This window comes from Archangium lansingense (genome assembly GCF_026626635.1).
In the GTDB taxonomy this organism is placed as follows: Bacteria; Myxococcota; Myxococcia; order Myxococcales; family Myxococcaceae; genus Archangium; species Archangium lansingense.
In genome coordinates this window covers 9,205,221-9,227,467 of record NZ_JAPNKA010000001.1, presented here as the reverse complement: position 1 = coordinate 9,227,467, position 22,247 = coordinate 9,205,221, and the positions used below count along the sequence as shown (strand labels likewise).

The following is a 22,247-nucleotide window of genomic DNA, read 5'->3' as shown; positions in this document are numbered from 1 at the left end:
TCACAGGCCCAGCAGCCGCGCCCGTGTTTCGGCGAGCCGGGTCCGGCCATCGTCCGACAGTCCCTCGAAATTCCTCAGCTCCCCCACACGCTCCAGCAGCGCGGCGCGTTCCGCATCGGTCAGCTCCGGGAAGCTCTGGCGGACCACTGCCACGTAGCGGGACAGCGGAACCATTGTCGCGTACCAGTTCGCCTGCCGCGCCAACCCGGCGAGGCGCGGCTCCCACCGGTTGGCTTCGGTGACGGGGAGGCCGGGGACGCCCGCTTGCGGAAGCCCCGTGCCGTACTGCGCCATCATGTCGCGCGAGAACGCCTGCTCCACCGCGCCAGTCCGGGCGATCCGCCGCACCGTCGCGCCACACGTGCCGCAGGGCTGCTCCAGCACTCCCTCGGGGATCGTCACGGCGTGGCCGCAGCTCCCGCAGCGGCTGGAGACCTCGTTCAGCCCGAGCACTTCTGGGGAGAGGGGACGCTTGTAGAAGCACCCGACGCAGATGAGCTCCGTCGCGGTGCGGCCCTGGAATGACACCAGCCCGCAGCGGGGGCACGTCCACTCGAGGTAGACACCCACTTCGTCCGAGGCCGAGGTCCCGGTCTCCAGGACGTTGTTGGCCCCGTGCACGCTCCGCAGCAGCGGGAGCCGGTGCTCGGGGGAGAGTAGCGGCAGGTAGGCGTTGACGATCAGCGAGAGGCCCAGCCGGCTGCGCGAGGCGGGCGGCATGTCGTCGGGGTCCTCGAAGCCCGGCAGGGTGGCGAGGCGTGAGTACTGCCGGCGCACGAGCTCCAGCACCTTCTCCACCGTGGGGACAGGCTCCCTCAGGTCCATCGAGGTGCTGGTCCGCTGGATTTCCGCGTCGAGCGCGGCGAGGGTGGGGTCCACGATGACTTGCAGGCGGACCCAGGACTCGTAGCGGAGGTAGCGCTCGCGGTAGGCCGAGTCGGTGCGGACCTCCGGCGGGAAGTGCTGCGGCGTCAGCTCTATCTGGAGTGCGGCCACCTCTCGCAGGTGTCGCTCCGCCTCGTCCAGCCGGCCGTCCCGGGCGGCGCTCCGGGCCTCGTCCAGGTGCTGCTGCAGGACGGTGAACTTCGGAGCCATCTCGGCATAGCTCCGCAACCATTCGCCGTACTCGGGGGACTCGAACCACGCCTGCCAGTCGACACCCACGAGCGCACGGCAGTAGCCGCAGCGCACCCAGGAGGCGTGACCCGTGGCGTCCACGTGGGCACCACAGGCATGACAGCGGTAGCGGATGACGAGGGCCATGGCCCTCCCAGCCTACGCCAGCCGCCCGGTGTCAGCCGAAGTTGTAGGCGAAGTCGACCCAGGGGATGGGGATGATCGTGCCCGGCACGCGAATCGCGCCGAGGTCCACGGCCCAGCTCTCACCGAAGATGCGTACCGCCAGGGAGTTGAGCATCGGGAGCTCCCCGCCGAGGTTCACGTCGAGGTTTGGCACCAGCCAGTTCTCCGTGACGAGCGCGAGCCGCTGGGTCACCCGCACGTTTCCGCTGACCGCGACGATGTAGTAGGGGCTGATGGCGTCCTGGTTGTTGGAGAGCATGAAGGGTTTGCCCAGGGCCACGGACAGGTGCGCGTCTGGCGTGCCGTAGGTGGCCGTTCCGAAGAGGAAGCCCACCGTGCTCCCGAACCCACCGCCCGACAGTCCGGGGAGGACGAGTCCCTGTGCGCCAACGGCCAGGTGCAGCTTGTCTCCCACCGAGGCGCCTACCTTGACGCCTCCGATGAGGTTGAAGCCGCCGTCGATCAACCACGCCGGGAGCACCGCGCCGGCCTGGAGGGTGATGTGATCCGTCAGGCCGTAGTTGATCGAGGAGAAGAAGAGCTCTTTCTGGGAGAAGTAGCCCTCGCCCTGGCGCAGCATCATCCCGCTGGGCGCGTAGAGGTAGCGAGTGCGGTTGGGATCCTGGAACCAGATCTCCCCATTGTCCCGGACCTGAGCATTTCGTTCGGCGACGATGCTCTTCACCTGCCGGGCCGGCAGCTCCAGGCGATCGCCATCCGCCAGCTCCACCACGACGATCCGGTTGTCCTGGCGCACCACCACGCCGTGCAGCTCCTGCCCGTCCTTCAGGGTGATGCGCGAGAGCTGCTGCTTCCCGGGGTCCTCCTCCGTCGCGAGGGCACTTTCGGGAACAGGAGCCGCGGTGGCCTCCGCGGACACGGGCTCGGAAGGGGCGGGTGTCTCCACCACCGCAGCGGGGACGGGGGGCTCGGCGGGCGTGAGCTCCTGCTGTGTGAGGGTCACCACCAACGCCAGGGCGAGGGATGTCGTGGTTGCGAACATGCCGCCCTGTCTTGCAGCGGACGGGCCACGGGCGGGCGCCGCTGGAAATCCTGGCACTTGAAGGCGCTTGCAGGGCCCCCTGTGCACCGGGCTGCACGGGGGTCTGCGCGGATTGTGTACCTCCCGCGTCGTCCGTCGGCCGTCAGCTGAAGCAGGAGGAGACAGGATGGGTCAGGCCTGTAGCGGTTCGTAGCGCGTCCTCCAGCGGTTGCTCGCCTGGGGAGCGGCCGTGTCAGACCGACCTGCTATGCCCGCGAGGCTGCTCTCACGAGGAGCGAGAGAGCAGGCAGGGGCCCGAGAGGAGGTCGCCTGTGGAATCGGATGAGGAAGGGTAGGGTCTGTTCTCGCCCGTACAACCCCCCGGTCGTCAGGCCGGTGGGCGCCATGCTTGCCTGCTCGCATATCGTCATGCATGGCAGGGTCATGCTTGATCGGCTGAGATCCAGCGTGCTACTCGTCTGATCGCTCCGAGGCCGATTTTTCGGCCTCCGGAACGCTTTCCTGCCCGCCCGCTCACCTCTCGGGAGCACGTTTCACATGCGAATCAAGCGCCTGGATATCACTGGCTTCAAATCGTTCATGGAGCGCAGCGTCTTCACGTTCGACGACGGCGTGACGGGCATTGTCGGCCCCAACGGGTGTGGCAAGTCGAACGTGGTGGACTCCATCCGCTGGGTGATGGGCGAGCAGAGCGCCAAGAACCTGCGCGGCCGCGGCATGGAGGACGTCATCTTCAACGGCTCGGAGTCCAAGCCGCCCCTGTCCATGGCCGAGGTGTCGCTCACCTTCCACGTGGACGAGACGGACACGCTCCCCGTTCACCTCTCCGGCCTCCCGGAAGTCACCGTGACGCGCCGCCTCTTCCGCAGCGGCGAGTCCGAGTACCTCATCAACAAGACCATCTGCCGCCTGCTGGACATCACCGAGCTCTTCCTCGGCACCGGCGTGGGCACCAAGGCCTACTCCATCATCGAGCAGGGCCGCGTGGGCCTCATCGTCTCCAGCAAGCCGGAGGACCGGCGCAACCTCATCGAGGAGGCCGCCGGCGTCACCAAGTACAAGTCCCGCCGCAAGGCCGCCGAGCGCAAGCTGGAGGCCACCCAGGCCAACCTCCTGCGCGTCTCGGACATGACGGGCGAGCTGGAGCGCCGCCTGGAGAGCCTCTCGCGCCAGGCCAAGAAGGCCGAGAAGTACAAGAAGCTCAAGGCGCGCATGCGGGAGATCGATCTGCACTCGGCCTCGCACCGCTTCCTGGCGCTGCACGCCGAGTCCAAGATGCTGGGCGAGAAGCTCAACAGCCTGGGTGGCGAGGAGCGCGAGAACCTCGAGAAGCTGCGCGAGCTGGAGGTGATGATCACCAACCGCCGCACCGCGCTGGAGTCCGAGACCGAGGCCCTGCAGAAGCTCTCCGCCGAGGTGCACACGCTGGAGAGCGCCGTGCAGCGCGCGGACCAGGACCTGGCCTACTGGCGCAAGGACCTGGAGGAGACGAGCGCCCGGGTGGCGCAGTCCGAGACCGAGCTGCACACCGTCAGCTCGCGCCAGTCCGAGCTGGCCGAGACCATGGCCGCCCGCGAGTCCGAGCTGAGCAACATCGCCGGCTCGTGGAAGGAGGACGAGGTCTCCATGAAGGTGGCGCAGGAGGAGCTGCGCCGGGTGAGCCAGTTGCAGGCGGAGATCTCCCTGCGGCTGGAGCAGGAGCGGGCGGCGGTCGTCACCGTGGCGAGCCGCCTGGCCAACCACGAGAGCAACCTCGTCAACCTGGCCCGTCAGAAGACGGACCTGGAGGCCCGGCGCACCCGCAACCGCGCCGAGGCGGACGCGCTGCGCGAGCAGGAGAAGCAGCTCGAGGACGTGCGCCAGAACGTGGCCCGCAGGGTGGAGGACAGCCGCCACCTGTCGCTGGAGCTGGCCGAGCGCAAGGGCCATGAGGAAGAGGCGCTGATGCGCACGCGTCAGGCCTTCATGGAAAACGAGGTCCAGGTCATCGGCCTGCGCGAGGAGCTGAGCGACAAGCGCAGCCGGCTGGGCTCGCTGGAGGCGCTGCAGAAGGACTACGAGGGCTTCGACAAGGGCGTGCGCGCGGTGATGGTGCGCGCCGGTGAAGAGGCTCGGCAGCAGGGCATCTTCGGCCTGGTGGCGGACGTCATCTCCACCACGCCGCGCTACGAGCGCGCGGTGGAGGCCGTGCTGGGCGAGCGGCTGCAGCACGTCGTCGTGGAGAGCCGCGACAAGGGCGTGGAGTTGGTGGAGTACCTCAAGTCCGCCGTCGAGGGCCGTGGCAGCTTCCTGCCAGTACCCGCCCTCGAGCGCGTGCCCTCCGCCGTGCAGCCGGACGTGTCGCGTCCCGGTGTGCTGGCCCGCGCCATCGACGAGGTGACGTGCGAGGAGACGCTCAAGCCCGTGGTGCAGCTCATCCTCGGGGACGTGATCATCGTGGAGGACCTGGGAGTGGCCAAGGCGTACGCCGAGGCCGAGGGCTCCACGTGCACGCTCGTCACCCTGGACGGTGAGGTGTTCCGCCCGGACGGCACCATCACCGGCGGCGAGCGCGAGGGCGTCGCCGTGGGTGCGCTGCAGAAGAAGCGCGAGATTGTCGAGCTGGCCTCCGAGGTGGCTCGGGTGGAGGAGCGCTACAACGAGATCCTCACCCGGCACTACACGCTGCAGAAGCAGATGGGGGACACGGAGGACGTCCTCAAGGGGCTGGCGAAGAACCAGCACGCCGAGGAGCTGAGCCTCGCCAGCCAGGAGAAGGACCTGCACAAGGCGAGCGAGGACCTGGCGCGGGTGCGCGACAGGCTCCGGGCGCTGGACGCGGACGAGGCGCAGCTCACGCAGATGTACGACGGGCTGGCGCACGAGGAGGAGAACAGCCGGGGCGAGGTGGCACACGGCCAGGCGGACCGCGAGGCGCGCGAGGAGCGCGTGAAGCAGCTGGTGGGCGAGCTGGAGTCGCTCAAGCAGCGGGCGGAGACGGCGACGAACAACCTCACCAGCCTGAAGGTGAAGGTGGCCGCCGGTGGCGAGCGTGGCGACGCCGCCCGCAAGGAGCTGGAGAGCCTGCTGGCCCAGAAGGAGGAGATGGCCAACCGGGTGCGCAAGCTGGAGACCACGGTGCGCGAGGGCTCGTCGCGGGTGGAGGAGTTCCAGCGCCGCATCTCCGAGACGGAGGCGGAGCGCGCCAAGAAGGGCGAGGACCTGGCGGTGACGGCCGGAGTCCTGGAGTCGCGTCGCGCGGCGCACGGCACGGCCTCGGCCGAGGTGCGCGAGCAGGACAACGTGCTGCGCGAGCTGCGCACGAAGCTGGAGGGCCTCACCCAGGGCCTGGCGCAGAACTCGCTGCGTGAGCGGGAGATCGCCCTGGAGCTGGAGCACCTGGTGGCGGGCATCCGCGAGCGGCACGGGACGGAGCTGCAGGAGGAGGTGCACAAGTACCACCTGCTGCCGTCGCTGAGCGAGGAGGCCGAGGAGGAGCTGAAGGACTTGCGCGCGCAGGTGGAGAAGATGGGGGAGATCAACCTCACGGCCATCGACGAGCACGCGGACCTGACGAGCCGGTCGGAGTTCTTGCTGACGCAGAAGAAGGATCTGTCGGAGTCGATGGAGAAGCTGCAGGAGGCCATCCGGCGCATCGACGCGTCGAGCCGGGAGCGCTTCAAGCAGACGTTCGACATCGTGAACGAGAAGTTCCAGGCCATCTTCCCGCGGCTGTTTGGCGGCGGGCGGGCGAGCCTGGTGCTGACGAACGAGGGGCAGGGTGGGGAGCCGGGCGTGGAGATTGTCGCGCAGCCGCCGGGCAAGAAGCTGCAGAGCATGAACCTGCTGTCGGGCGGCGAGAAGGCGCTGACGGCGGTGGCGCTCATCTTCGCCATCTTCCTCATCAAGCCGACGCCCTTCTGCCTCCTGGACGAGGTCGACGCGCCGTTGGATGAGGGCAACGTGGGCCGCTACAACGACATGGTGAAGGAGATGAGCAAGCAGTCGCAGTTCATCCTCATCACGCACAACAAGCGGACCATGGAGGTGGCGGACACGCTGTACGGCGTGACGATGGAGGAGCCGGGTATCTCCAAGCTGGTGAGCGTGAAGCTGCGCGAGGCGACGGCGGCCAACGACAACATCACCGCCGCCTAAACACCCCTGTGAGAAGGAGAAGGCGCGGAACCTGAGTCCAGGTCCCGCGCCTTCGCCGTTTTCAGCTCAATCCCCGCGCCGTTTGGCTCGAGAGCGCTCCCAGCCCATCTGGGTCAGAGTCCGCTCATGACGGCGTTGCTCGCGTTGCGCGGCGGGGCTCGACTGCCGGGCCTGCCAGGCCTGCTCGCGCCGCAGCTTCTCGTAGCTGTCGAGCCGCTCACGAGAGAGCTCCCCGGTCTCCAGGGCGGCGAGCACCGCGCATCCCGGCTCGTTGTGGTGGGTGCAGTCCCGGAAGCGGCAGCCGTCAGCCAGCGCGAGGATGTCCGCGAAGGCGTGGCCGAGCCCTTCGTCCTCGCCCCACAGTCCGAGCTCGCGCATGCCGGGCCCATCGATGAGCAGCCCGCCGTGAGGAAGCACGAACAGCTCCCGGTGGGTGGTGGTGTGGCGGCCCCTGTCGCCCTCGGCGCTGACGGCCTGGGTGGCCAGACGCGACTCGCCCAACAGGTGGTTGACGAGGGTGGACTTGCCCACGCCCGAGGAGCCGAGCAGCGCGCCCGTCTTTCCGGCGGGGAGCTGTGCGCGCACCTCTTCGATGCCCTCTCCCATGAGCGTGCTCAGCGCGAGCACGGTCACGCCCGGGGAGAGTTCCTGGACCTCGAGGACCCGCGTGGCCACCTCTGGCTCGAGGTCGGCCTTGCTGAGGACGACCACGGGTGTGGCCCCACTGTTCCACGCCAGGGTGAGCGCCCGCTCGATGCGGCGAGGGTTGAAGTTGCCATCCAACCCCGTGACGAGGAACACCACGTCGAGGTTGGCGGCGATGGGTTGACCCGCGTGCTCGTGGCCCGCCTCGCGCCGCATGAGGACGCCTCGGCGGGGGATGACGGCGTGGAGCAGGGCCTCGCCATCACCGGGAGGGAGCTGGAGCGCGACCCAATCACCAATGGTGGGCAGCGCCTCGGCTCCGTGGGCGTGGTGGAGGATTCGTCCCGAGGGCCGTGCGAGCACGGTCCTCTCGGCGGTCTGGAGGGTGAGCAGTCCGCGTTCCTGGCGCACGACGCGCCCTGGGACGAGAGAAGGAGAGAGCTGGGTGAGGAGGATGGAAAAAGCGTTGGCGAGGTCGAGACCCCAGCCGAGGGATTCGAGGGACACTTGAAGGACTCCGGACAGAGTGGTGCCGGTGGCGCACCTGAGGATTCAAGGGCGCCCAGCAAGGAGCGGAACCACGCTGCGTCGGACCTTCGGCCGGCTAGGCGGCCCGCGCCCCCTGGGCGAACAGGACGTCAACCACGGCAAGCACAATGGGAGCGTTCATGGATGCCTCCGGAGACTCATGGGGCGGCGTCCCTCGCCACCCAATACCCGCATCCCTAATCCGCCGCTGGCGTCAGGGCAATACCCCAGGCCTGCCCGGGCGCTCGGCTTGGGACGGGGCCTGACTACCGGCCCCCGGAAACACAGAAGGCGCGGAACCCGTCGGGAGGGCGCCGCGCCTTCGTCATGCTGGACCCGCTGTCGGGCCCCTGGGCCGAAACTCCCCGCGAGAGGCGCTCGGCGGACTGCTTAGTAGCTGACCTTCGGGCACGCCTTCTGGTCGGCCGCGAGCCGCTCCTGGGCGTTCTTCACATCCTGCTCGGCGGCCGTCACGACCTCCTGGAGCTTGCCCTCGAGCTCACCCCAGGCCGCGTCCTTGGCCTTGAGCTCCTGGACGTTGGCCAGCGCCTGCTGCTCCGCCTGGAGCTGCCCGGTGAAAGCCTCCACGGACTTCTTGGAGGTCTCGACGAGCGCGTTGCACTTGGAGGTCAGCTCCGAAAGCATGTCGTACTGCTTGCGCTGGGGGGTCTTCTGGAAGCGGGTGAGCACCTCCTCGTAGGTCTCCGCGGCGTTGGAGCGGGTGCCCAGGGCCATGGCCGTGTTCGCGGCGCGCTGATTGCGCAGCAGGTCCAGCTGGTAGAAGCGCAGCTCCGGCGTCATGTCCGGCGAGGCCTCGGTGGCCTGCGAGTGGAAGTGGGTGAACCGGTAGGGGAACTTCACCTCGGTCACCTCGAGCTTCACCGGCAGGGTCATCATCTTGGCCTGGAGGCAGGCGGCGAGCTGATCTCCCTCGGGGGTGTTGGTGGCTTCGAACACGATCTCCGCCGCGGTCGCCGACTCCTTCTTCAGGTCCACGGAGGCCTTGAGCTGGGGCGGGGCCTTGGTGGTGAAGGGCGCGTAGCACTCGCACCAGGTGGACTCGGAGAGCCGCACGGCGCCCGAGAAGTCCGAGCCCGGGTTGATGCCGAACTTGACGCTGGCGCTGTTGCTCACCTCGTGGACGAAGGTGCTCTCGGCCGTCACCGGCTGCGCGCCCTTGGCCAGGGCGGTGAGGGGCACGCGCGCATCCACTGCCTTCTGAATGCAGGCGGTGCCCTCGGGGGTGAGGTTCTCCCCGGTGATGGCGTGGGTGCCACCCTGGTCCGTGACGGTGGTCTTCACCACCACGCGGGTGGACTCGGCCTCACCGCGGGACTTGGGGTCCACCAGACACTCCATCACCTCGGGACGGGTGGTGAGGAGCGCGCCCACGAGGATGCCCTCGTTGGGGGGCTGAGGCAGGCTGAGTGCCTTGGGCTGGCACACCGCCACGTCGAACGGAGGCTGGTTGGTGATGCGCAACCGCTCCTCGGTGGTGGTCGGGCCTTGCTTCTTCTGGGCCGCCTGCTGGCCGGCACAGCCTGCGGCGAGGAGGACGGTGGCGATGGCGATACGGCGCATCATGATTTGGGAAACTCCCTTGGGGTTTGGGAAAAGCGAGGGCTATTTATCAAGTCCCTCGGCATTCTTGAGATCCTTCAACCTCAGCCCATTCTTCTTCAGCAGGCGGTAGAGGCTCTGCATGGACAGGCCGGTGTGCTGCTCGGCCGTCTTCATGTCGAAGTTGGACACGCGCATGACCTCAGCGAAGTAGAGCCGCTCGAAGTCGGCCACCACCCGGTCCTTGGCCTCGTGGTAGGGCATGCCGGTGACGAGCGCGGCAACGCTGGTGGTGGGCTGCTGCTGACCCTCGGGCTTTGTCTCGGGCTGGGCCATGAAGTCCAGCCAGCTCACGTTGCCCGTCTCCTGCATGAGAGCACCACGCTCCAGCACGTTGCGCAGCTCGCGCACGTTGCCGGGCCAGTCATAGCCCTCGAAGAGGGCGAGCGTCTGGGGGGTGAGCTCGAAGGAGGACTTGAGGCCGCGCAGCAGCGACTGGGCCAGCGCGGGGATGTCCTCGCGCCGGGTGCGCAGCGGGGGCAGGCGCACGCGCGCCACCGCGAGCCGGTAGTAGAGGTCCGCCCGGAAGCGGCCCTGGCGCACGTCCTCCTCGAGGTTGCGGTGCGTGGAGGCGATGACGCGCACATCCACCGGCACCGTCGCCCCGTCCAGCGAGGGCACCTCGCGCGACTCCAGCACGCGCAGCAGCTTGGGCTGCAGGGACAGCGGCAGCTCGCCCACCTCATCGAGGAAGAGGGTGCCGCCCTGGGCCGCCTCGAAGACTCCCTTGGCGCCCTTGTCCTCGTCCTCGCCGTTGGAGCGCAGGCCGCCGAACAGCTCGCGCTCGGCCTTCTCCTCGGTGATGAGGTTGCAGTCCACCACCTTGAAGGGGCCGTGCCGCCGGCGCGAGTGCTCGTGCACCGCGCGTGCGGCCAGCTCCTTGCCAGTGCCCGTCTCGCCCTCGAGCAGGAGGTTCATGTCCTCCCGGGCGATGCCGCGCAGCTGCGCGAAGACAACGCGCATCTTCTCCGAGGCCGCGACCAGGGCCCCGAAGGCATCCGCCCCGCCCATCACCTCCACCTCGGTGGCGCGCGCCTCCTGCTTGATGGCCAGCTTCGTCTTGCCCACCATCACCTTGTCACCCGGCTGCAGCAGTGCCTGCATCACCTGGTGTCCTTCCAGGAAAGTGCCGTTGCGGCTGCCCAGGTCGCGCAGGACAATGCCCTTGCTGGTGCGCTCCAACTCGATGTGCCGGCGGCTTACCGTCTGGTCGCTCAGCACGAGATCGCTCGCCACATCCGAGCCCACGCGCAGCAGCGCATCCTGTGTGGTGACCTTCTTGCCCTTGTCCGGGCCAGCCACCACCTCCACCGTCCAGTCACGCACTTGGATTCGTGTCGAGCGCCCTTCGGGGCTCTGCACGGTCTGAGTGACCTCAGGTCTGTTGTCGATCATTGGCGTAGACCTCCACCCCGGGTCGGCGGGCTGGGCACTCCGCCAGCGTCGCGGGAGTTTCCTGTTTATGGGTGTAGTACTCCGGGAGCAAGCGTTAGTGTCGGGGTGTGTGGGGGCGGTGCATCAGGGCAGCAACCGCTCGGCAACATTCCCATCAGGGCGGCGAACACGGACCCGGGTGGGGACGAGGGAGAAGCGCATGCGGGCGAGTGTCTGGGGCAGGGCGGGGCCCTCCTCCACGCCGACCACCAGCTCTCCAGGAGCGAGCTTCCCTCCGGCGGGGGCCTCGAGCACGTACAGGCCCGCCGGCATCCGGGCGAGCTGAGTCAGCTCTCTGGGCGCCAGGCCCGGGTTGGCGAAGCGCAGCCGCTGCTGGCGCACCACCTCGGCGTCCAGGGCATCCAGGGCGGCCAGCTCCGGGGCGAAGGCGGGGCGGCCCTCCTCGGAATACGTGAAGGTCTCCCAGGGAATCAGGATCACCTCCCCGGCCAGGGGCGGGGTAGGGAGCCGAGGTGGGCGCAGGGTTTCGTCCAGGGCCGCCAGCGCCTCGCGGGTGAGGCCCACCATCAGCCGCGTCAGCTCGGGCGATGGATCCGCCCCCTCGTCGGAGTGCTCGGCGAACGGGTCCGGCACGGCCTCACCCGTCACCTCCACCAGGACGCGGCCGCTGGAGGGGTGCAGCACCTCCACGTGTCCCAGGAAGGCCGTCTCCTCCACGCTGCCCGTGCCCACGCGGCGGCCCGCCACATCATGCGACTCGCGCTGCACGGAGTGGACGCGCCGCTCCGCCCAGGGGCGCAGGACGAGTGCCTGGTCCGGACGCACCCCGGAGGAGACCAGGCGCGACACCGCGTTGCTCGCTACCCAGGCGTTGTCCTCCTGGGGGCGGTACACCTTGAACTCGGAGGGGCCGAAGAAGAGGGCCTGCTCACCGGCCTCGGCGAGGGCCACGTCGATGAGCCGCTGACTCAGCTCGAAGGAGCGCCAGGCGGGCTCCGGCCAGCGGAAGCCGAAGGGGTACACCACCACCGCATGGGCGGTGAGCTCGGGAGGAATGTCGCGGTGGGCCCGATAGGCCGTCTGGCACGCCACTCCACCCAAGGCGGCGAACAGGAGGGCGCACGCGAGAAGCGATCTGGCTTGTTTCACGGGCCGGCAGTGAAGACGAAGCGTCCCAGAGGAGTCTAGCCCCCGGGACGCTCAACCCGTCGTGCGGTGCCTGCTAGTACCTGGCGGGCGGGTCGCTGGCCGGGAAGGATTCCTTGGACTCCTCGTCCACGATGTCATCGTCCGGGCGGCCGCCGGAATTCACCGCGGCATTGGTCTGGGCCCCGGGGGAGACGCGGCCCTGGGCCGACTTCTGGGCCTGGCGCTTCTTGCCACCGCTGGCCTTCACGCCCTCGGTCCGGGCCAGCCGCGCGCCCAGCAGGTTCTTCGCGCGCTCGGCCAGGTCCCTCTGGGACTCCTGGTAGTCGCGGAAGAAGTCCACCAGCTCGCGGTCACCGCTCTGCTCGGCGTCCTGGATGTACTGGTCGACCGCCGAGGCCGCCTTGAGACAGTGGTGGAGCACGCTGATGACGTCGTAGTTCTCGTCCCTGGTCCCGGTGACCTGTTCCCCTGCCTCTGCCATCGTCTACCTCCGTTCATGCGCGAGTTGCTCCGGGCAACCTGCGCACGGTGGAGGGGGGATGCCCGGGGTGTACGGCTGGCCGCCTGCCCCCGGGCATCCACAGCCAGAAGGCTCAGGCCTGGAGCATCGGGTCGAGCCGCCCCTCGGTCTCCAGCCGGGCCAGATCGGAGTAGCCACCCACGTGGGTCTCGCCGATCCAGATCTGCGGCACGGTCCTCTGGCCGCCGCTCATCTCCACCAGCTTCGAGCGCATCTCGTCGTCACCGGTGACGTCCAGCTCCTCGTACTTCACCCCCTTGCGCGTCAGCAGATCCTTGGCCCGGACGCAGTAGCCGCAATAGGTGGTGGTATAGATTTTCACAGGCTTCACGCGTGTTCTCCTCGTGTCTTCCTCCAAACTAAGAGGCAGGGAGACGCCACGCCACCCGGCGCACGCTCGGCTCCCTGAAACGCGAACGGCCCCCGGGTCCACGAGGGAACCGGAGGCCGTCCGAGAGACACCGGAGCGCGAGCGGACCCGCGCTCCGGTACCTGGGGGGCGACTACATGCCCATGCCGCCCATGCCGCCCATACCACCCATGCCGCCCATACCGCCGCCGGCAGGCATGTCCTTCTCCTCCTTCGGGCGCTCAGCCACCATGGCCTCGGTGGTCAGCATGAGGGAGGCAACGGAGGCCGCGTTCTGCAGCGCGTAGCGGCTCACCTTGGCCGGGTCGATGACGCCCGCGGCCAGCAGGTCCTCGTAGACGCTGGTGGCGGCGTTGAAGCCGTACGAGCCAGTGCCTTCCTTGACCTTGTTCACGATGACGCTGCCCTCGAGACCGCCGTTGCCGACGATCTGGCGCAGCGGCTCCTCGACCGCGCGGCGGATGATGTCCACGCCGAACTTCTCACCGGCGTCCACCTTGAGGGTGTCCAGCGCCTTGGAGCAGCGCAGCAGGGCCACACCACCGCCAGGGACCACGCCCTCCTCCACGGCGGCGCGGGTCGCGTTGAGCGCGTCCTCCACGCGGGCCTTCTTCTCCTTCATCTCCGTCTCGGTCGCGGCGCCCACGTTGATGACGGCCACGCCGCCCACCAGCTTCGCCAGACGCTCCTGGAGCTTCTCGCGATCGTAGTCGCTGGTGGTCTCCTCGATCTGGGCGCGGATCTGCTTCACGCGCGCCTCGATGTCCTTCTGCGCGCCCGCACCGTCGACGATGGTGGTGTTGTCCTTGTCGATGGTGATGCGCTTGGCCTTGCCCAGGTCGTTGAGCGTCAGCGTCTCCATCTTGATGCCCAGGTCCTCGGCGATCATCCGGCCGCCCGTCAGGGTGGCGATGTCCTCGAGCATGGCCTTGCGGCGGTCACCGAAGCCCGGCGCCTTCACCGCGGCCACGTTCAGCACGCCGCGGATCTTGTTCACCACCAGGGTGGCCAGGGCCTCGCCCTCGATGTCCTCGGCGATGATCAGCAGCGGCTTGCCGGAGCGGGCCACCTGCTCGAGGATGGGGAGCATGTCCTTCATCGAGGAGATCTTCTTCTCGTTGATGAGGATGAGGCAGTCGTTCAGCACCACCTCCATGCGCTCCGGGTCCGTCACGAAGTACGGAGAGAGGTAGCCGCGGTCGAACTGCATGCCCTCGACCACGTCCAGGGTGGTGTCGAGGCCCTTGGCCTCCTCCACCGTGATGACGCCCTCCTTGCCGACCTTCTCCATCGCATCGGCGATGATCTGCCCGATGGTGGTGTCGCCGTTGGCGGAGATGGTACCGACCTGGGCGATCTCCTTCTTGTCCTTGGTCGGCTTGGCCAGCTTCTTCAGCTCGGCCACGATGGCGGCCACGGCCTTGTCGATGCCGCGCTTGATGTCCATCGGGTTGTGACCGGCGGCCACCAGCTTCGCGCCCTCGCGGAAGATGGCCTGGGCCAGCACGGTCGCCGTGGTGGTGCCGTCACCGGCCACGTCGGAGGTCTTGGAGGCAACCTCCTTCACCATCTGCGCGCCCATGTTCTCGAACTTGTTCTCGAGCTCGATCTCCTTGGCCACGGTCACGCCGTCCTTGGTGATCGTCGGCGAGCCGAACGACTTCTCGATCACCACGTTGCGGCCCTTGGGGCCCAGGGTGACCTTCACCGCGTCGGCCAGGATGTTCACGCCGCGGAGGATGGCCTCGCGAGCGCGGACGTCGAAAATAATGTCCTTCGCCATGTTGGTTGATTCCTTTGGGTAGAGAGTTGAGGAGCGGAAGCGGGGACTACTTCTCGATCACGCCGAGCACATCCTCCTCACGGAGGATGAGGTGCTCCTCACCGTCGATCTTGATCTCGGTGCCCGCGTACTTGCTGAACAGGATGGTGTCGCCGGCCTTGATGTCGAGCGGGCGGACCTTGCCGTCCTCGAGCACCTTGCCGTTGCCGACCGCAATCACGTGGCCCTCGAGGGGCTTCTCCTTGGCGGTGTCGGGGATGAACAGACCGCCCTTGGTCTTGTTCTCCTCGGCCACGCGCTTGACGATCAGACGATCCTGCAGAGGACGAATCTTCATGGTCTGTCTCCTTCAGCTGGGGCGCCCCGGCGTACGGAACGCCCATGGGGTTGTGGGAAAAAGGGCCTCTTGGCCCGGGCCGTTAGCACTCGCACCTCGCGAGTGCCAATCAGCGAGCGCGCGGGATAATAACCAGCGAAGTTGACCCGTCAAGCGAGCCGGGACTGTGGGGAGGGCTTCTGCCAAGTCCCCGTCACAATTGGGATTTTCCTCTCTGTCTTCCTGTGGACGTCCTGGTCCAAGTGGGGGTGGCGCGCCACCGGTTCTGGCAGTCGCGAGGGTCGAGTGCCAGCGTAAGTGCCCGGAATGACTGGGGGTCTTTTTGCAACGTGTCGGGGGGCGTTGGTAACTTTTACGTGGCGTCCCCGGCCCGCCAAACCTCGGGGGCGTTGGAGGTCTAGAGTCCATGAGTCAACTGGTGACGGCCCCGTCGTTGAAGGAGTTCTTCAAGGCGCTGTTGGAGGAAGTCATTCGGCGCCAGAAGCTCGCGGTCGGCGAGACGACCGAGTTCTACCTGGTGAACCTGCTGGCTGAGTTCGCCTGCACTGACAACCTGTTCAGCAAGGGGGAGGACGGGCGCAAGGAGCAGGAGCCGCTGGCGGTGCTCTACCACCGCTCGCTGCAGCAGCAGCGCGATGAGCGCATCCGCACGCTGCGGCGGCTGGGCGACGTCTCGCTCTACCAGGCCGGCTTCTTCTCTGGCGCGCTGCGCGAGGGCCCCGTGGGCCAGGACTACTACATCCAGATGGGCGGGGCGGCCTACGGGCAGCTGGCGGACCTGGCTCCCGCCGCGGGCTTCGCCGCCGTCTACCGGGAGCTGAGTGCCCGCTTCCGCGCCCTGGTGGACGTGCTGGAGGAGATCGCCGCGCGCGGGCTGGTGCAGAACGGCCCCTCGGGCACCCTCAAGGTGTACGAGAGCTGGGTGCGCACGGGCAACGACAAGCTGGAGCAGGTGTTGGTGGATGCCGGCCTGGTGCTGCCCAAGGGCCTGCCGAACTGAAGCCAGGAGGCCATGAATGATCGGCCGCGTGCAGGAACACCTGGAGGCCATCTACGGCATTACCTGCGCCGCTCGGGCGGAGGGCTTCGTGGTGGACACCGAGGCGGCCGCCCAGCTCGGCGCCACCGGACGCTGTGAGGAGGAGCTCCTCATTTATGAGGGGGACGGGGAGCTGGAGCTCGCCCTGTACCTCGCCCCCGCGCTGCTCCTCCGCCTCAAGCCCTACGAGAGCGGCCCGGTGGCCTCGCTGCTGGATCAGGAGCTGGATGGCTTCTGCCAGCTCGCCGAGGGCGTTTCCCACTTCGTCTATGTGACACACACGGCCGTACATGGACGTACCGTGTCCTTGCTGGAGCTGGAGGCGCAGGCGGAGGTGGACAAGTTCGCCCTGTGCCTGCTGCACCGGTGGGGGGACGGGGTGGGGGCGTGGGCGGAGGAGCTGCTGAGGAGGCTGTTCGACCGGGTGTCCTACCGGCAGAAGCTGTCCGAGGCGGAGCGCTGGCGGTACGAGGAGGCCAATCGGCTGTCGCGCAACTTCTGCTCTCGGCTGATGGGACACGTGATGGGGAGGCGGCTGGAGCGGCTGCTGACGGACTTGCGTTACGCGTACCGGTTGGGCGCAGAAGCCAAGCTGCGGCACTTCGGACAAGTCTCCTGACCGCGGGGGCCGGGCATCGGTTAACTTCTCGCCATATGCCCCGTGAGGCGTCCGCCGGAGGAGTCGTCATCCGAGACCAGGGGGGCGAGCTGGAGGTGGCCGTCATCCGGCCCCACGGCCGCTCCCTATGGGCGCTTCCCAAGGGCCATGTGGACCCTGGGGAGACGCCCGAGCAGACGGCCGTGCGGGAGGTGTGGGAGGAGACGGGCCTGAAGGCCACGCTCGTCGCGCCGCTGGGGGAGATCCGCTACGTCTACCAGTTCCGCGGCCAGCGCATCTTCAAGCGCGTGCACTTCTACCTGTTCCGCTACGAGTCCGGGCTGCTGGGAGACATCCAGCACGCGGGGCACCGGGTAGAGGTGGACGAGACGCGCTGGGTGCCGCTGACGCGGGTAGCGGCGCTGCTGGGCTACAAGGGCGAGAAGGCCATCGCCGCGCGCGCGGCCAGGATGCTGCTGCGCGCGGGGGCCACCCTCGCCCTCTCCGGGGTGATACGCCCGGAGGGCTCCGGCGACTAGAGGCCGTTGGCCTTCTGCTCGGACGAGGCGTACTTGCCGGTAAGGGCCTCACGCACGTCCCGGTCGAACTTCACCTTGCCGGTGGCCACCTCGCGCAGCGAGAGCACGGGGGGCTTGTTCCTCGAGGTGTCGATGATGGGGCGAGCGCCGGCCATGAGCTGACGGGCGCGCTTGGCCGCCAGCAGCACGAGCGCGAAGCGGTTGTCGACCTTGGGGAGGCAGTCTTCGACTGTGACGCGAGCCATGTGGGATACGTCCTTCACTAAGTACGACTGAGGAGAAGGGGATCAACCTAGAGAGTGACCCCTACCGAGTCAAGGAAGGATGAGGTCCGCTGCCGGGCATGGGAAGGGGCGCGGGCCCTCGGCCGCCTGTGTGTTACCCTTCGGACGGCCTGCACGGACTCGCCCGGCCGTCGATGCCCTGGACCTCCCCTCACGAGACTTCCTCCATGCTCCGTTCCCCCGAGACAGAGCCGGAGCAGCTTGAGCTTGAAGCCGTCCGGCCGGGGGGCGTGTGGAGCCTGCGGATCGTCTGGGTGCTGTGCGTGACCATCCTCGTCTTCGCCTGGGTGGATGCCCTCTACCTGGGCCGCTTCGTTCCCTGGATGCTGGGGGTCCGCGTGCTCTGGGCTTCGAGCATGCTGGGCTACACGTACCTGGTCCGCGTGGTACCCAGGCCCTGGGTGGGCCTGCTCACGGTCCTGAACGCGCTGATCTCCACGGTCTGCGTCCTGGCACTCTCCATGGAGATGGATGGCCTGGGGGGTCCCTACTTCATCATGGTGCCCGTCCTGCCGCTGGCCATCACCCTCATCTACCGGCGGCACGTGCGGGCCGTCCTCGTGAGCGGCGCGGTGGGAGTCGCCGGTACCGCCCTGCTCCTGTGGAGGGGGAACCATTCCTTCTATCAGTGGCTCACCTGGCTGTCCGTGGTGGTGGGCATCGCCATGCTCGCGGCGTACTTCTCCCACCAGACGTTCCAGGCCCAGCAGGTGGAGCAACAGGGCCGGCTCAAGCGCGCCCGCCGCGAGGCGCTCGAGGCGCTGGCCTTCAGCGAGCACCGCCGGGCCCAGTCGGAGAAGCTGGCCATCGTCGGGCGGCTGGCGTCGGGTGTGGCACATGAGATCAACAACCCGCTGGCCTACGTAGGCTCTAACGTCAACTTCGTCCACACCGAGCTGGTGGAGGCGCGGGAGCTGGATCGGGAGGAGCTGGCCGAGGTGCTCGCGGAGACGCGGGTGGGCATCCAGCACATCCGGCAGATTGTTGCGGACCTGAGGGGCTTTGCTCGCATGGACGCCAACGAGCCCACGGCGTGCGCGCTGGTGGACGTGGTGGCGGATGCCATGAAGCTGGCCTCGCTCCGGTTGAAGCACGTGTCGTTCCTGCAGGTGGACGTGCCCACGGACCTGCCGGAGATCTTCGTCGTGCGGCAGCGGCTGGTCCAGGTGGTGCTCAACCTGCTGATCAACGCTGGAGACGTGCTGGAGTCTCATCCGGTGCCGAGCAGCGAGGTGCGGTTGGTGGGCCGCGCGGAGCAGGAGTGCGTGGTGCTGCTCGTTGAGGACAACGGGCCCGGCTTTGCCCCGCACGTGCTGCCTCGACTCTTCGAAGCCTTCTTCACCACCAAGAGTCCCGACAAGGGCACCGGCTTGGGCCTGACCCTGTCGCGCGAGCTGGTGGAGCAGTTCGGCGGCGCGCTGTCCGCCAGCAATCGTCCAGAAGGCGGCGCACGCCTGCGCATCGAACTCCCCGTGAGCCGGGCTGGGCGCTCGGAGGCGCCTGCCACCGAGCCGGAGGGTGAGGCGCGCGGAGCCGCCTGACGGGCGGGGCTGTTGGTCGTTTGAGCCTGGGTTGCGTCCGATGAGCCTCAGCGAAGGACCGACGGGTGCTCTCACGCGGCCTGTTCGGTCTCGCGTGCTTCCGCTTCGAAGCGCTCCACGAGCCGATGCGGCGTGTCGTTGAACATCAACCGGAGCACGTCGGGGCGCGAGTAGTGCCCCGTAGGGTCCGCCACCGCCTTGGCGAGCGGGATGAGCCCCAGATCGATGTCCGCGTAGAGGAGGCCCTCGGTGTGCTCGTCCAGCGGTTGCGCCAGCGCCCGGCCATCCGGGCCGAAGAGCATCGCGAAGCCGCCTCCGGCCAGCAGCATCTTCGCCCGGTCCGGCGCGTCGCACAGCAAGGCCGTCATCTCCTTGGAGACCGTGGCGCACGAGGCGATGACGAAGCACTGCCCCTCCACGGCGTACATCCGGCTGGCGGCAAGGTTCACCTCGGGGCCGAGCGCATACGCCATGTCCCGGTAGAGCGAGAAGCTGGGCCACGCGGACACGTGTACCTGCTCGCCCTGGGTGTACATCGCCTGCTTCACCAGCGGTTGGAGGTGCTCCCAGCAGTTGAGTGCCCCCAGCCTGCCGAGCGCCGTGGCGTGCACCTTCAGGTCTCCCCCGTCGCCCTCGCCGAACACCGTGCGCTCGGCGTGCGTGGGCTTGAGCTTGCGCCGCGCCGCGATGAGCCCACCATCGGAGCCGATCAGGGCTTGCCCCATGTAGAGGCTGGACCCGGAGCGCTCGCTGTAACCCATCACCACGTGGATGTTGTTCTGCCGGGCCGCCTCGCGCAGCCGGGCCATATGTGGGCCGTCCGCCTCGAGCGATTGGTCGAAGTAGCGCTGCACGAACTGCATGCCCCAGCCGGGTGAGCCAAGCCAGACCCAGAACGGATAGCCGGGCAGCCAGGTCTCCGGAAAGGCGATGAGCGAGGCTCCGTTGCTGGCGGCCTCGGCGATGAGGCGCACGGCCTTGTCCACACCAGCGTCGAGGTCGAGGAACGCGGGAGCGGCTTGGACGGCCGCGGCCTTGAATCGAGGATGGGTCGTTGTCATGGCCCATGGGTACCGCGCGCTCATGCGCAGGGCTTGACCAGGAGCGCACGGCGGCTTGACCGGAAGCGCACAGAGGCCTGGAGGGGGCTCGCGTGGCGGGGCGCGGGGCCGTTAGCGTTCGGAGCATGGGGAGCCTCCTGACGACGGCGCGGGTGCCGGCGCGCGAGCAGTTCGACTTCTGGCATGAGGTGGTCTGCCGGCAGTTCGTGCCCCTGGACACCCGGCGCGAGGAGTCGGGCCCATTCCAGGGATGCCTCGACGCAACGCAGGTGGGCGGCCTGGTGGTGACGGACATCACGGCGGATCCGCAGCAGGTGGTGCGCTCGTGCCAGTCCATCGCGAGCTCGGACCCGGACCTCATCATGGCCTGCCTCCACCTCGAGGGAATGGGTGCGGTGGAGCAGGACGAGCGCCTGGCATGGCTGTCACCGGGGGACCTGGTGATGTTCGACAGCACGCGTCCGTACCGGCTCCTCTTCGACAGCCGTTTCCGACAGCTCGTGTTCCATTTCCCACGCCAGCGGTTGCTGCCCCGGCTGGTCGCTCCGCGGGCGGCGATGGCGGTGTCCGTGAACGGGCGTGCCGGGGTGGGGCGACTCGCCGCGGACTTCCTGCGCTCTCTCGGGGAGCAGGCCGGAGCTCTGGATGTCCGCAGCGCCCCCACCATCGTCGAGCAGGTGCTGGGGTTGCTCGCCCTGGCCTTCGGGACGCCTTCCGAACCCGAGGATGAACCCGCCTCTCCGGCACACCTCGCCCGGCTGAGGCGCCTCCAGGCGTACCTCGAGGAGCACCTGTCCGAGCCGGAGCTGTCTCCCGCGGACCTCGCCGCCGCGCACCACATCTCCGTGCGCTACCTGCACCGGCTGTTCGAGCTCTCGGGGTGCTCCATGGGGGACTGGCTGCGCGAGCGTCGGCTGGTGCGCTGCGCCGCGTCGCTCCGGGATACCCGCCAGGCGGGACGAAGCGTCTCGGAGATCGCCTTCGCCTGGGGCTTCAACGACGCGAGCCACTTCAGCCGCGCCTTCAAGCAGCGCTTCGGGATGAGCCCGAAGGAGTACCGCGCGCGGGCCTGCTCCGCCGGTTCCACTGAGACCGGCTGACCTCCCGGCCGCGCTCTTCACGAAGTTGTCCAACTGTTGGACAACTTTTGCGAGACCGTGCCCGCCACGGGCGTTCATGACAGAGTTCGCCCCCCGAGAGCCACCATGCACCGCGTCCTCCCGCTGATTGCCGCCGTCGCTCTGTGTTCCCTCGCCTGCGAGCGGAAGTCTCCGCCACCGTCGGCCCCCGCTCCGGCGACAGCCACGTCGGAGCAGAAAGCCCCCACCGAACAGGGGCCGATCGTCATCGGCATGCTGGGGAGTCTCACGGGCTCGGAGGCCTCGTTCGGCACGGTGGTGCGCGATGGCATCCAGTTCGCCGTGGAGCAGGTGAACGCCGCCGGCGGCGTGAAGGGCCGCAAGGTGGAGCTCCGCTCCTATGACACCCAGGGCAAGCTCGAGGAGTCAGTGGCCGCTGCCAAGCGCCTCCTCACGCAGGATCGGGTGGTGCTCATCCTCGGAGACGTGACCTCATCCGGCTCGCTGGCCATCGCCGATTCGGTGCAGGCGGCTCGAGTGCCCATGGTGACGCCCTCGTCCACCCACCCGGATGTCACCAAGAAGGGGGACTTCATCTTCCGCACCTGTTTCATCGACCCCTTCCAGGGTGCGGCCATGGCCCGCTTCGCCCGGGAGAACCTGAAGCTCGAGCGCGTGGCGGTACTGCACGACGTCAAGAACGCCTCCTCCCTTGGTCTCAGCGAGGCTTTCACCGAGGCCTTCAAGAAGCTGGGCGGGACGGTGGTGGCGGTGGAGAGCTACTCCAAGGGGGACTCGGACTACCGCGCGCCACTGCTGGCGGTGAAGAAGGCGAAGCCCCAGGCCCTGTACCTGCCGGGCTTCTACAGCGAGGTGGGCGTCATCGCCCGTCAGGCGCGCGAGATGGGGTTGACCCAGCCGCTGCTGGGCGGGGATGGCTGGGAGTCGGACCGCATCTTCGAGCTCGCCGGTGGCGCGCTGGAGGGCTCCTACTACTCGTCGCACTACGCCGAGGACAACCCCGCGCCCGAGCTCCAGCGCTTCATCGCCTCGTTCCGCGAGCGCTACGGCCGCTCTCCCGAGGCCGCCTCCGCGCTGGGCTACGACGCGGCGAAGGTGGCGCTCGCGGCCATCGAGCGGGCGAAGTCCCTCTCGGGCCCGGACATCCGCGACGCGCTCGCGAGCACCAAGGACCATCCCGGCGCCACCGGCACTCTCACCCTGGACGCGGACCGCAACCCCGTGAAGCCCGCCGTCATTCTCACGATTCGCGAAGGCAAGCGCCGGTTCGCCGCCGCCGTGACGCCGTGAGACCTG

General features: G+C 68.4%; 19 protein-coding genes. 7 read left to right on the top strand and 12 right to left on the bottom strand.

Translation table 11 applies throughout. The features are described 5' to 3' along the window. Both OV287_RS36335 and OV287_RS36330 read right to left on the bottom strand, forming a co-directional pair. Positions 1–1,263: a hypothetical protein gene (locus OV287_RS36335; RefSeq protein ID WP_267538623.1), complete on the bottom strand. Its 1,263-nt coding sequence runs from the start codon at positions 1,261–1,263 to the stop codon at positions 1–3. Positions 1,264–1,294: 31 nt separating this feature from the next. Beyond that, entirely contained in the window at positions 1,295–2,305 is a 1,011-nt protein-coding gene (locus OV287_RS36330; RefSeq protein WP_267538622.1) for a hypothetical protein, read from the bottom strand. Positions 2,306–2,842: 537 nt separating this feature from the next. Between OV287_RS36330 and smc the strand changes: the two genes are divergently transcribed. Next, complete coding sequence (gene smc / locus OV287_RS36325) at positions 2,843–6,442, top strand: chromosome segregation protein SMC (RefSeq protein ID WP_267538621.1); 3,600 nt, start codon at positions 2,843–2,845, stop codon at positions 6,440–6,442. A 66-nt stretch (positions 6,443–6,508) separates the two neighbouring features. Here the strand turns inward: smc and rsgA are convergent, their stop codons facing one another. From rsgA to groES, 8 genes are all read right to left on the bottom strand, one after another. Further along, the gene (gene rsgA / locus OV287_RS36320) at positions 6,509–7,594 is read right to left on the bottom strand and encodes a ribosome small subunit-dependent GTPase A (RefSeq protein ID WP_267538620.1); all 1,086 of its coding nucleotides are present in this window, start codon (positions 7,592–7,594) and stop codon (positions 6,509–6,511) included. Between the two features lie 411 nt (positions 7,595–8,005). Next, positions 8,006–9,199: a hypothetical protein gene (locus OV287_RS36315; RefSeq protein ID WP_267538619.1), complete on the bottom strand. Its 1,194-nt coding sequence runs from the start codon at positions 9,197–9,199 to the stop codon at positions 8,006–8,008. Positions 9,200–9,238: 39 nt separating this feature from the next. Further along, on the bottom strand, positions 9,239–10,630 hold the full coding sequence (locus OV287_RS36310; RefSeq protein WP_267538618.1) for an FHA and sigma-54 interaction domain-containing protein: 1,392 nt from the start codon (positions 10,628–10,630) through the stop codon (positions 9,239–9,241). A gap of 123 nt (positions 10,631–10,753) precedes the next feature. Next, positions 10,754–11,779: a hypothetical protein gene (locus tag OV287_RS36305; RefSeq protein WP_267538617.1), complete on the bottom strand. Its 1,026-nt coding sequence runs from the start codon at positions 11,777–11,779 to the stop codon at positions 10,754–10,756. A 73-nt stretch (positions 11,780–11,852) separates the two neighbouring features. Beyond that, positions 11,853–12,260 (bottom strand): hypothetical protein, encoded by a 408-nt coding sequence (locus OV287_RS36300; RefSeq protein ID WP_267538616.1) that lies wholly within the window; start codon positions 12,258–12,260, stop codon positions 11,853–11,855. 112 nt (positions 12,261–12,372) lie between these two features. Continuing rightward, positions 12,373–12,630 carry a glutaredoxin 3 gene (grxC, locus tag OV287_RS36295; protein WP_267538615.1) on the bottom strand — a complete coding sequence of 86 codons (258 nt, stop codon included), beginning with the start codon at positions 12,628–12,630 and terminating at the stop codon, positions 12,373–12,375. A 172-nt stretch (positions 12,631–12,802) separates the two neighbouring features. Beyond that, positions 12,803–14,452 (bottom strand): chaperonin GroEL, encoded by a 1,650-nt coding sequence (gene groL, locus OV287_RS36290; RefSeq protein ID WP_267538614.1) that lies wholly within the window; start codon positions 14,450–14,452, stop codon positions 12,803–12,805. A gap of 46 nt (positions 14,453–14,498) precedes the next feature. Beyond that, complete coding sequence (groES, locus tag OV287_RS36285; protein ID WP_267538613.1) at positions 14,499–14,789, bottom strand: co-chaperone GroES; 291 nt, start codon at positions 14,787–14,789, stop codon at positions 14,499–14,501. 406 nt (positions 14,790–15,195) lie between these two features. Between groES and OV287_RS36280 the strand changes: the two genes are divergently transcribed. The 3 genes from OV287_RS36280 to OV287_RS36270 are packed head-to-tail and all read left to right on the top strand — an operon-like array spanning position 15,196 to position 16,965. Continuing rightward, a complete protein-coding gene (locus tag OV287_RS36280) occupies positions 15,196–15,789 on the top strand; it encodes a hypothetical protein (protein ID WP_267538612.1) in 594 nt (197 codons plus the stop codon). A 16-nt stretch (positions 15,790–15,805) separates the two neighbouring features. Then, a complete protein-coding gene (locus tag OV287_RS36275) occupies positions 15,806–16,447 on the top strand; it encodes a hypothetical protein (RefSeq protein ID WP_267538611.1) in 642 nt (213 codons plus the stop codon). Positions 16,448–16,482: 35 nt separating this feature from the next. After that, entirely contained in the window at positions 16,483–16,965 is a 483-nt protein-coding gene (locus tag OV287_RS36270; protein ID WP_267538610.1) for an NUDIX hydrolase, read from the top strand. Here the strand turns inward: OV287_RS36270 and rpoZ are convergent. Further along, positions 16,962–17,210 (bottom strand): DNA-directed RNA polymerase subunit omega, encoded by a 249-nt coding sequence (gene rpoZ, locus OV287_RS36265; RefSeq protein WP_267538609.1) that lies wholly within the window; start codon positions 17,208–17,210, stop codon positions 16,962–16,964. The two genes, OV287_RS36270 and rpoZ, sit on opposite strands and share 4 nt — an antisense overlap. A gap of 206 nt (positions 17,211–17,416) precedes the next feature. Between rpoZ and OV287_RS36260 the strand changes: the two genes are divergently transcribed. Continuing rightward, positions 17,417–18,790, top strand: coding sequence for a sensor histidine kinase (locus OV287_RS36260; RefSeq protein WP_267538608.1), 1,374 nt, complete (start codon positions 17,417–17,419; stop codon positions 18,788–18,790). A gap of 71 nt (positions 18,791–18,861) precedes the next feature. Here OV287_RS36260 and OV287_RS36255 read toward each other — a convergent pair whose 3' ends face one another. Further along, a complete protein-coding gene (locus OV287_RS36255) occupies positions 18,862–19,851 on the bottom strand; it encodes a carbon-nitrogen hydrolase family protein (protein WP_267538607.1) in 990 nt (329 codons plus the stop codon). Between the two features lie 125 nt (positions 19,852–19,976). Here OV287_RS36255 and OV287_RS36250 point away from each other — a divergent pair, with 125 nt between their 5' ends. Next, a complete protein-coding gene (locus OV287_RS36250; RefSeq protein ID WP_267538606.1) occupies positions 19,977–20,951 on the top strand; it encodes an AraC-like ligand-binding domain-containing protein in 975 nt (324 codons plus the stop codon). A gap of 105 nt (positions 20,952–21,056) precedes the next feature. Continuing rightward, complete coding sequence (locus OV287_RS36245) at positions 21,057–22,241, top strand: ABC transporter substrate-binding protein (RefSeq protein ID WP_267538605.1); 1,185 nt, start codon at positions 21,057–21,059, stop codon at positions 22,239–22,241. The last annotated feature ends 6 nt before the right edge of the window (positions 22,242–22,247 follow it).

Coding starts and splice junctions, on each gene's coding strand:
- rpoZ (WP_267538609.1), bottom strand. CDS start 17,210: ATGGCTCGCGTCACAGTCGAAGACTGCCTCCCCAAGGTCGACAACCGC.
- OV287_RS36330 (WP_267538622.1), bottom strand. CDS start 2,305: ATGTTCGCAACCACGACATCCCTCGCCCTGGCGTTGGTGGTGACCCTC.
- OV287_RS36310 (WP_267538618.1), bottom strand. CDS start 10,630: ATGATCGACAACAGACCTGAGGTCACTCAGACCGTGCAGAGCCCCGAA.
- OV287_RS36275 (WP_267538611.1), top strand. CDS start 15,806: ATGATCGGCCGCGTGCAGGAACACCTGGAGGCCATCTACGGCATTACC.
- groES (WP_267538613.1), bottom strand. CDS start 14,789: ATGAAGATTCGTCCTCTGCAGGATCGTCTGATCGTCAAGCGCGTGGCC.
- OV287_RS36260 (WP_267538608.1), top strand. CDS start 17,417: ATGCTCCGTTCCCCCGAGACAGAGCCGGAGCAGCTTGAGCTTGAAGCC.
- OV287_RS36245 (WP_267538605.1), top strand. CDS start 21,057: ATGCACCGCGTCCTCCCGCTGATTGCCGCCGTCGCTCTGTGTTCCCTC.
- OV287_RS36255 (WP_267538607.1), bottom strand. CDS start 19,851: ATGACAACGACCCATCCTCGATTCAAGGCCGCGGCCGTCCAAGCCGCT.
- OV287_RS36250 (WP_267538606.1), top strand. CDS start 19,977: ATGGGGAGCCTCCTGACGACGGCGCGGGTGCCGGCGCGCGAGCAGTTC.
- OV287_RS36335 (WP_267538623.1), bottom strand. CDS start 1,263: ATGGCCCTCGTCATCCGCTACCGCTGTCATGCCTGTGGTGCCCACGTG.
- OV287_RS36270 (WP_267538610.1), top strand. CDS start 16,483: ATGCCCCGTGAGGCGTCCGCCGGAGGAGTCGTCATCCGAGACCAGGGG.
- OV287_RS36300 (WP_267538616.1), bottom strand. CDS start 12,260: ATGGCAGAGGCAGGGGAACAGGTCACCGGGACCAGGGACGAGAACTAC.
- OV287_RS36315 (WP_267538619.1), bottom strand. CDS start 9,199: ATGATGCGCCGTATCGCCATCGCCACCGTCCTCCTCGCCGCAGGCTGT.
- smc (WP_267538621.1), top strand. CDS start 2,843: ATGCGAATCAAGCGCCTGGATATCACTGGCTTCAAATCGTTCATGGAG.
- groL (WP_267538614.1), bottom strand. CDS start 14,452: ATGGCGAAGGACATTATTTTCGACGTCCGCGCTCGCGAGGCCATCCTC.
- OV287_RS36280 (WP_267538612.1), top strand. CDS start 15,196: ATGAGTCAACTGGTGACGGCCCCGTCGTTGAAGGAGTTCTTCAAGGCG.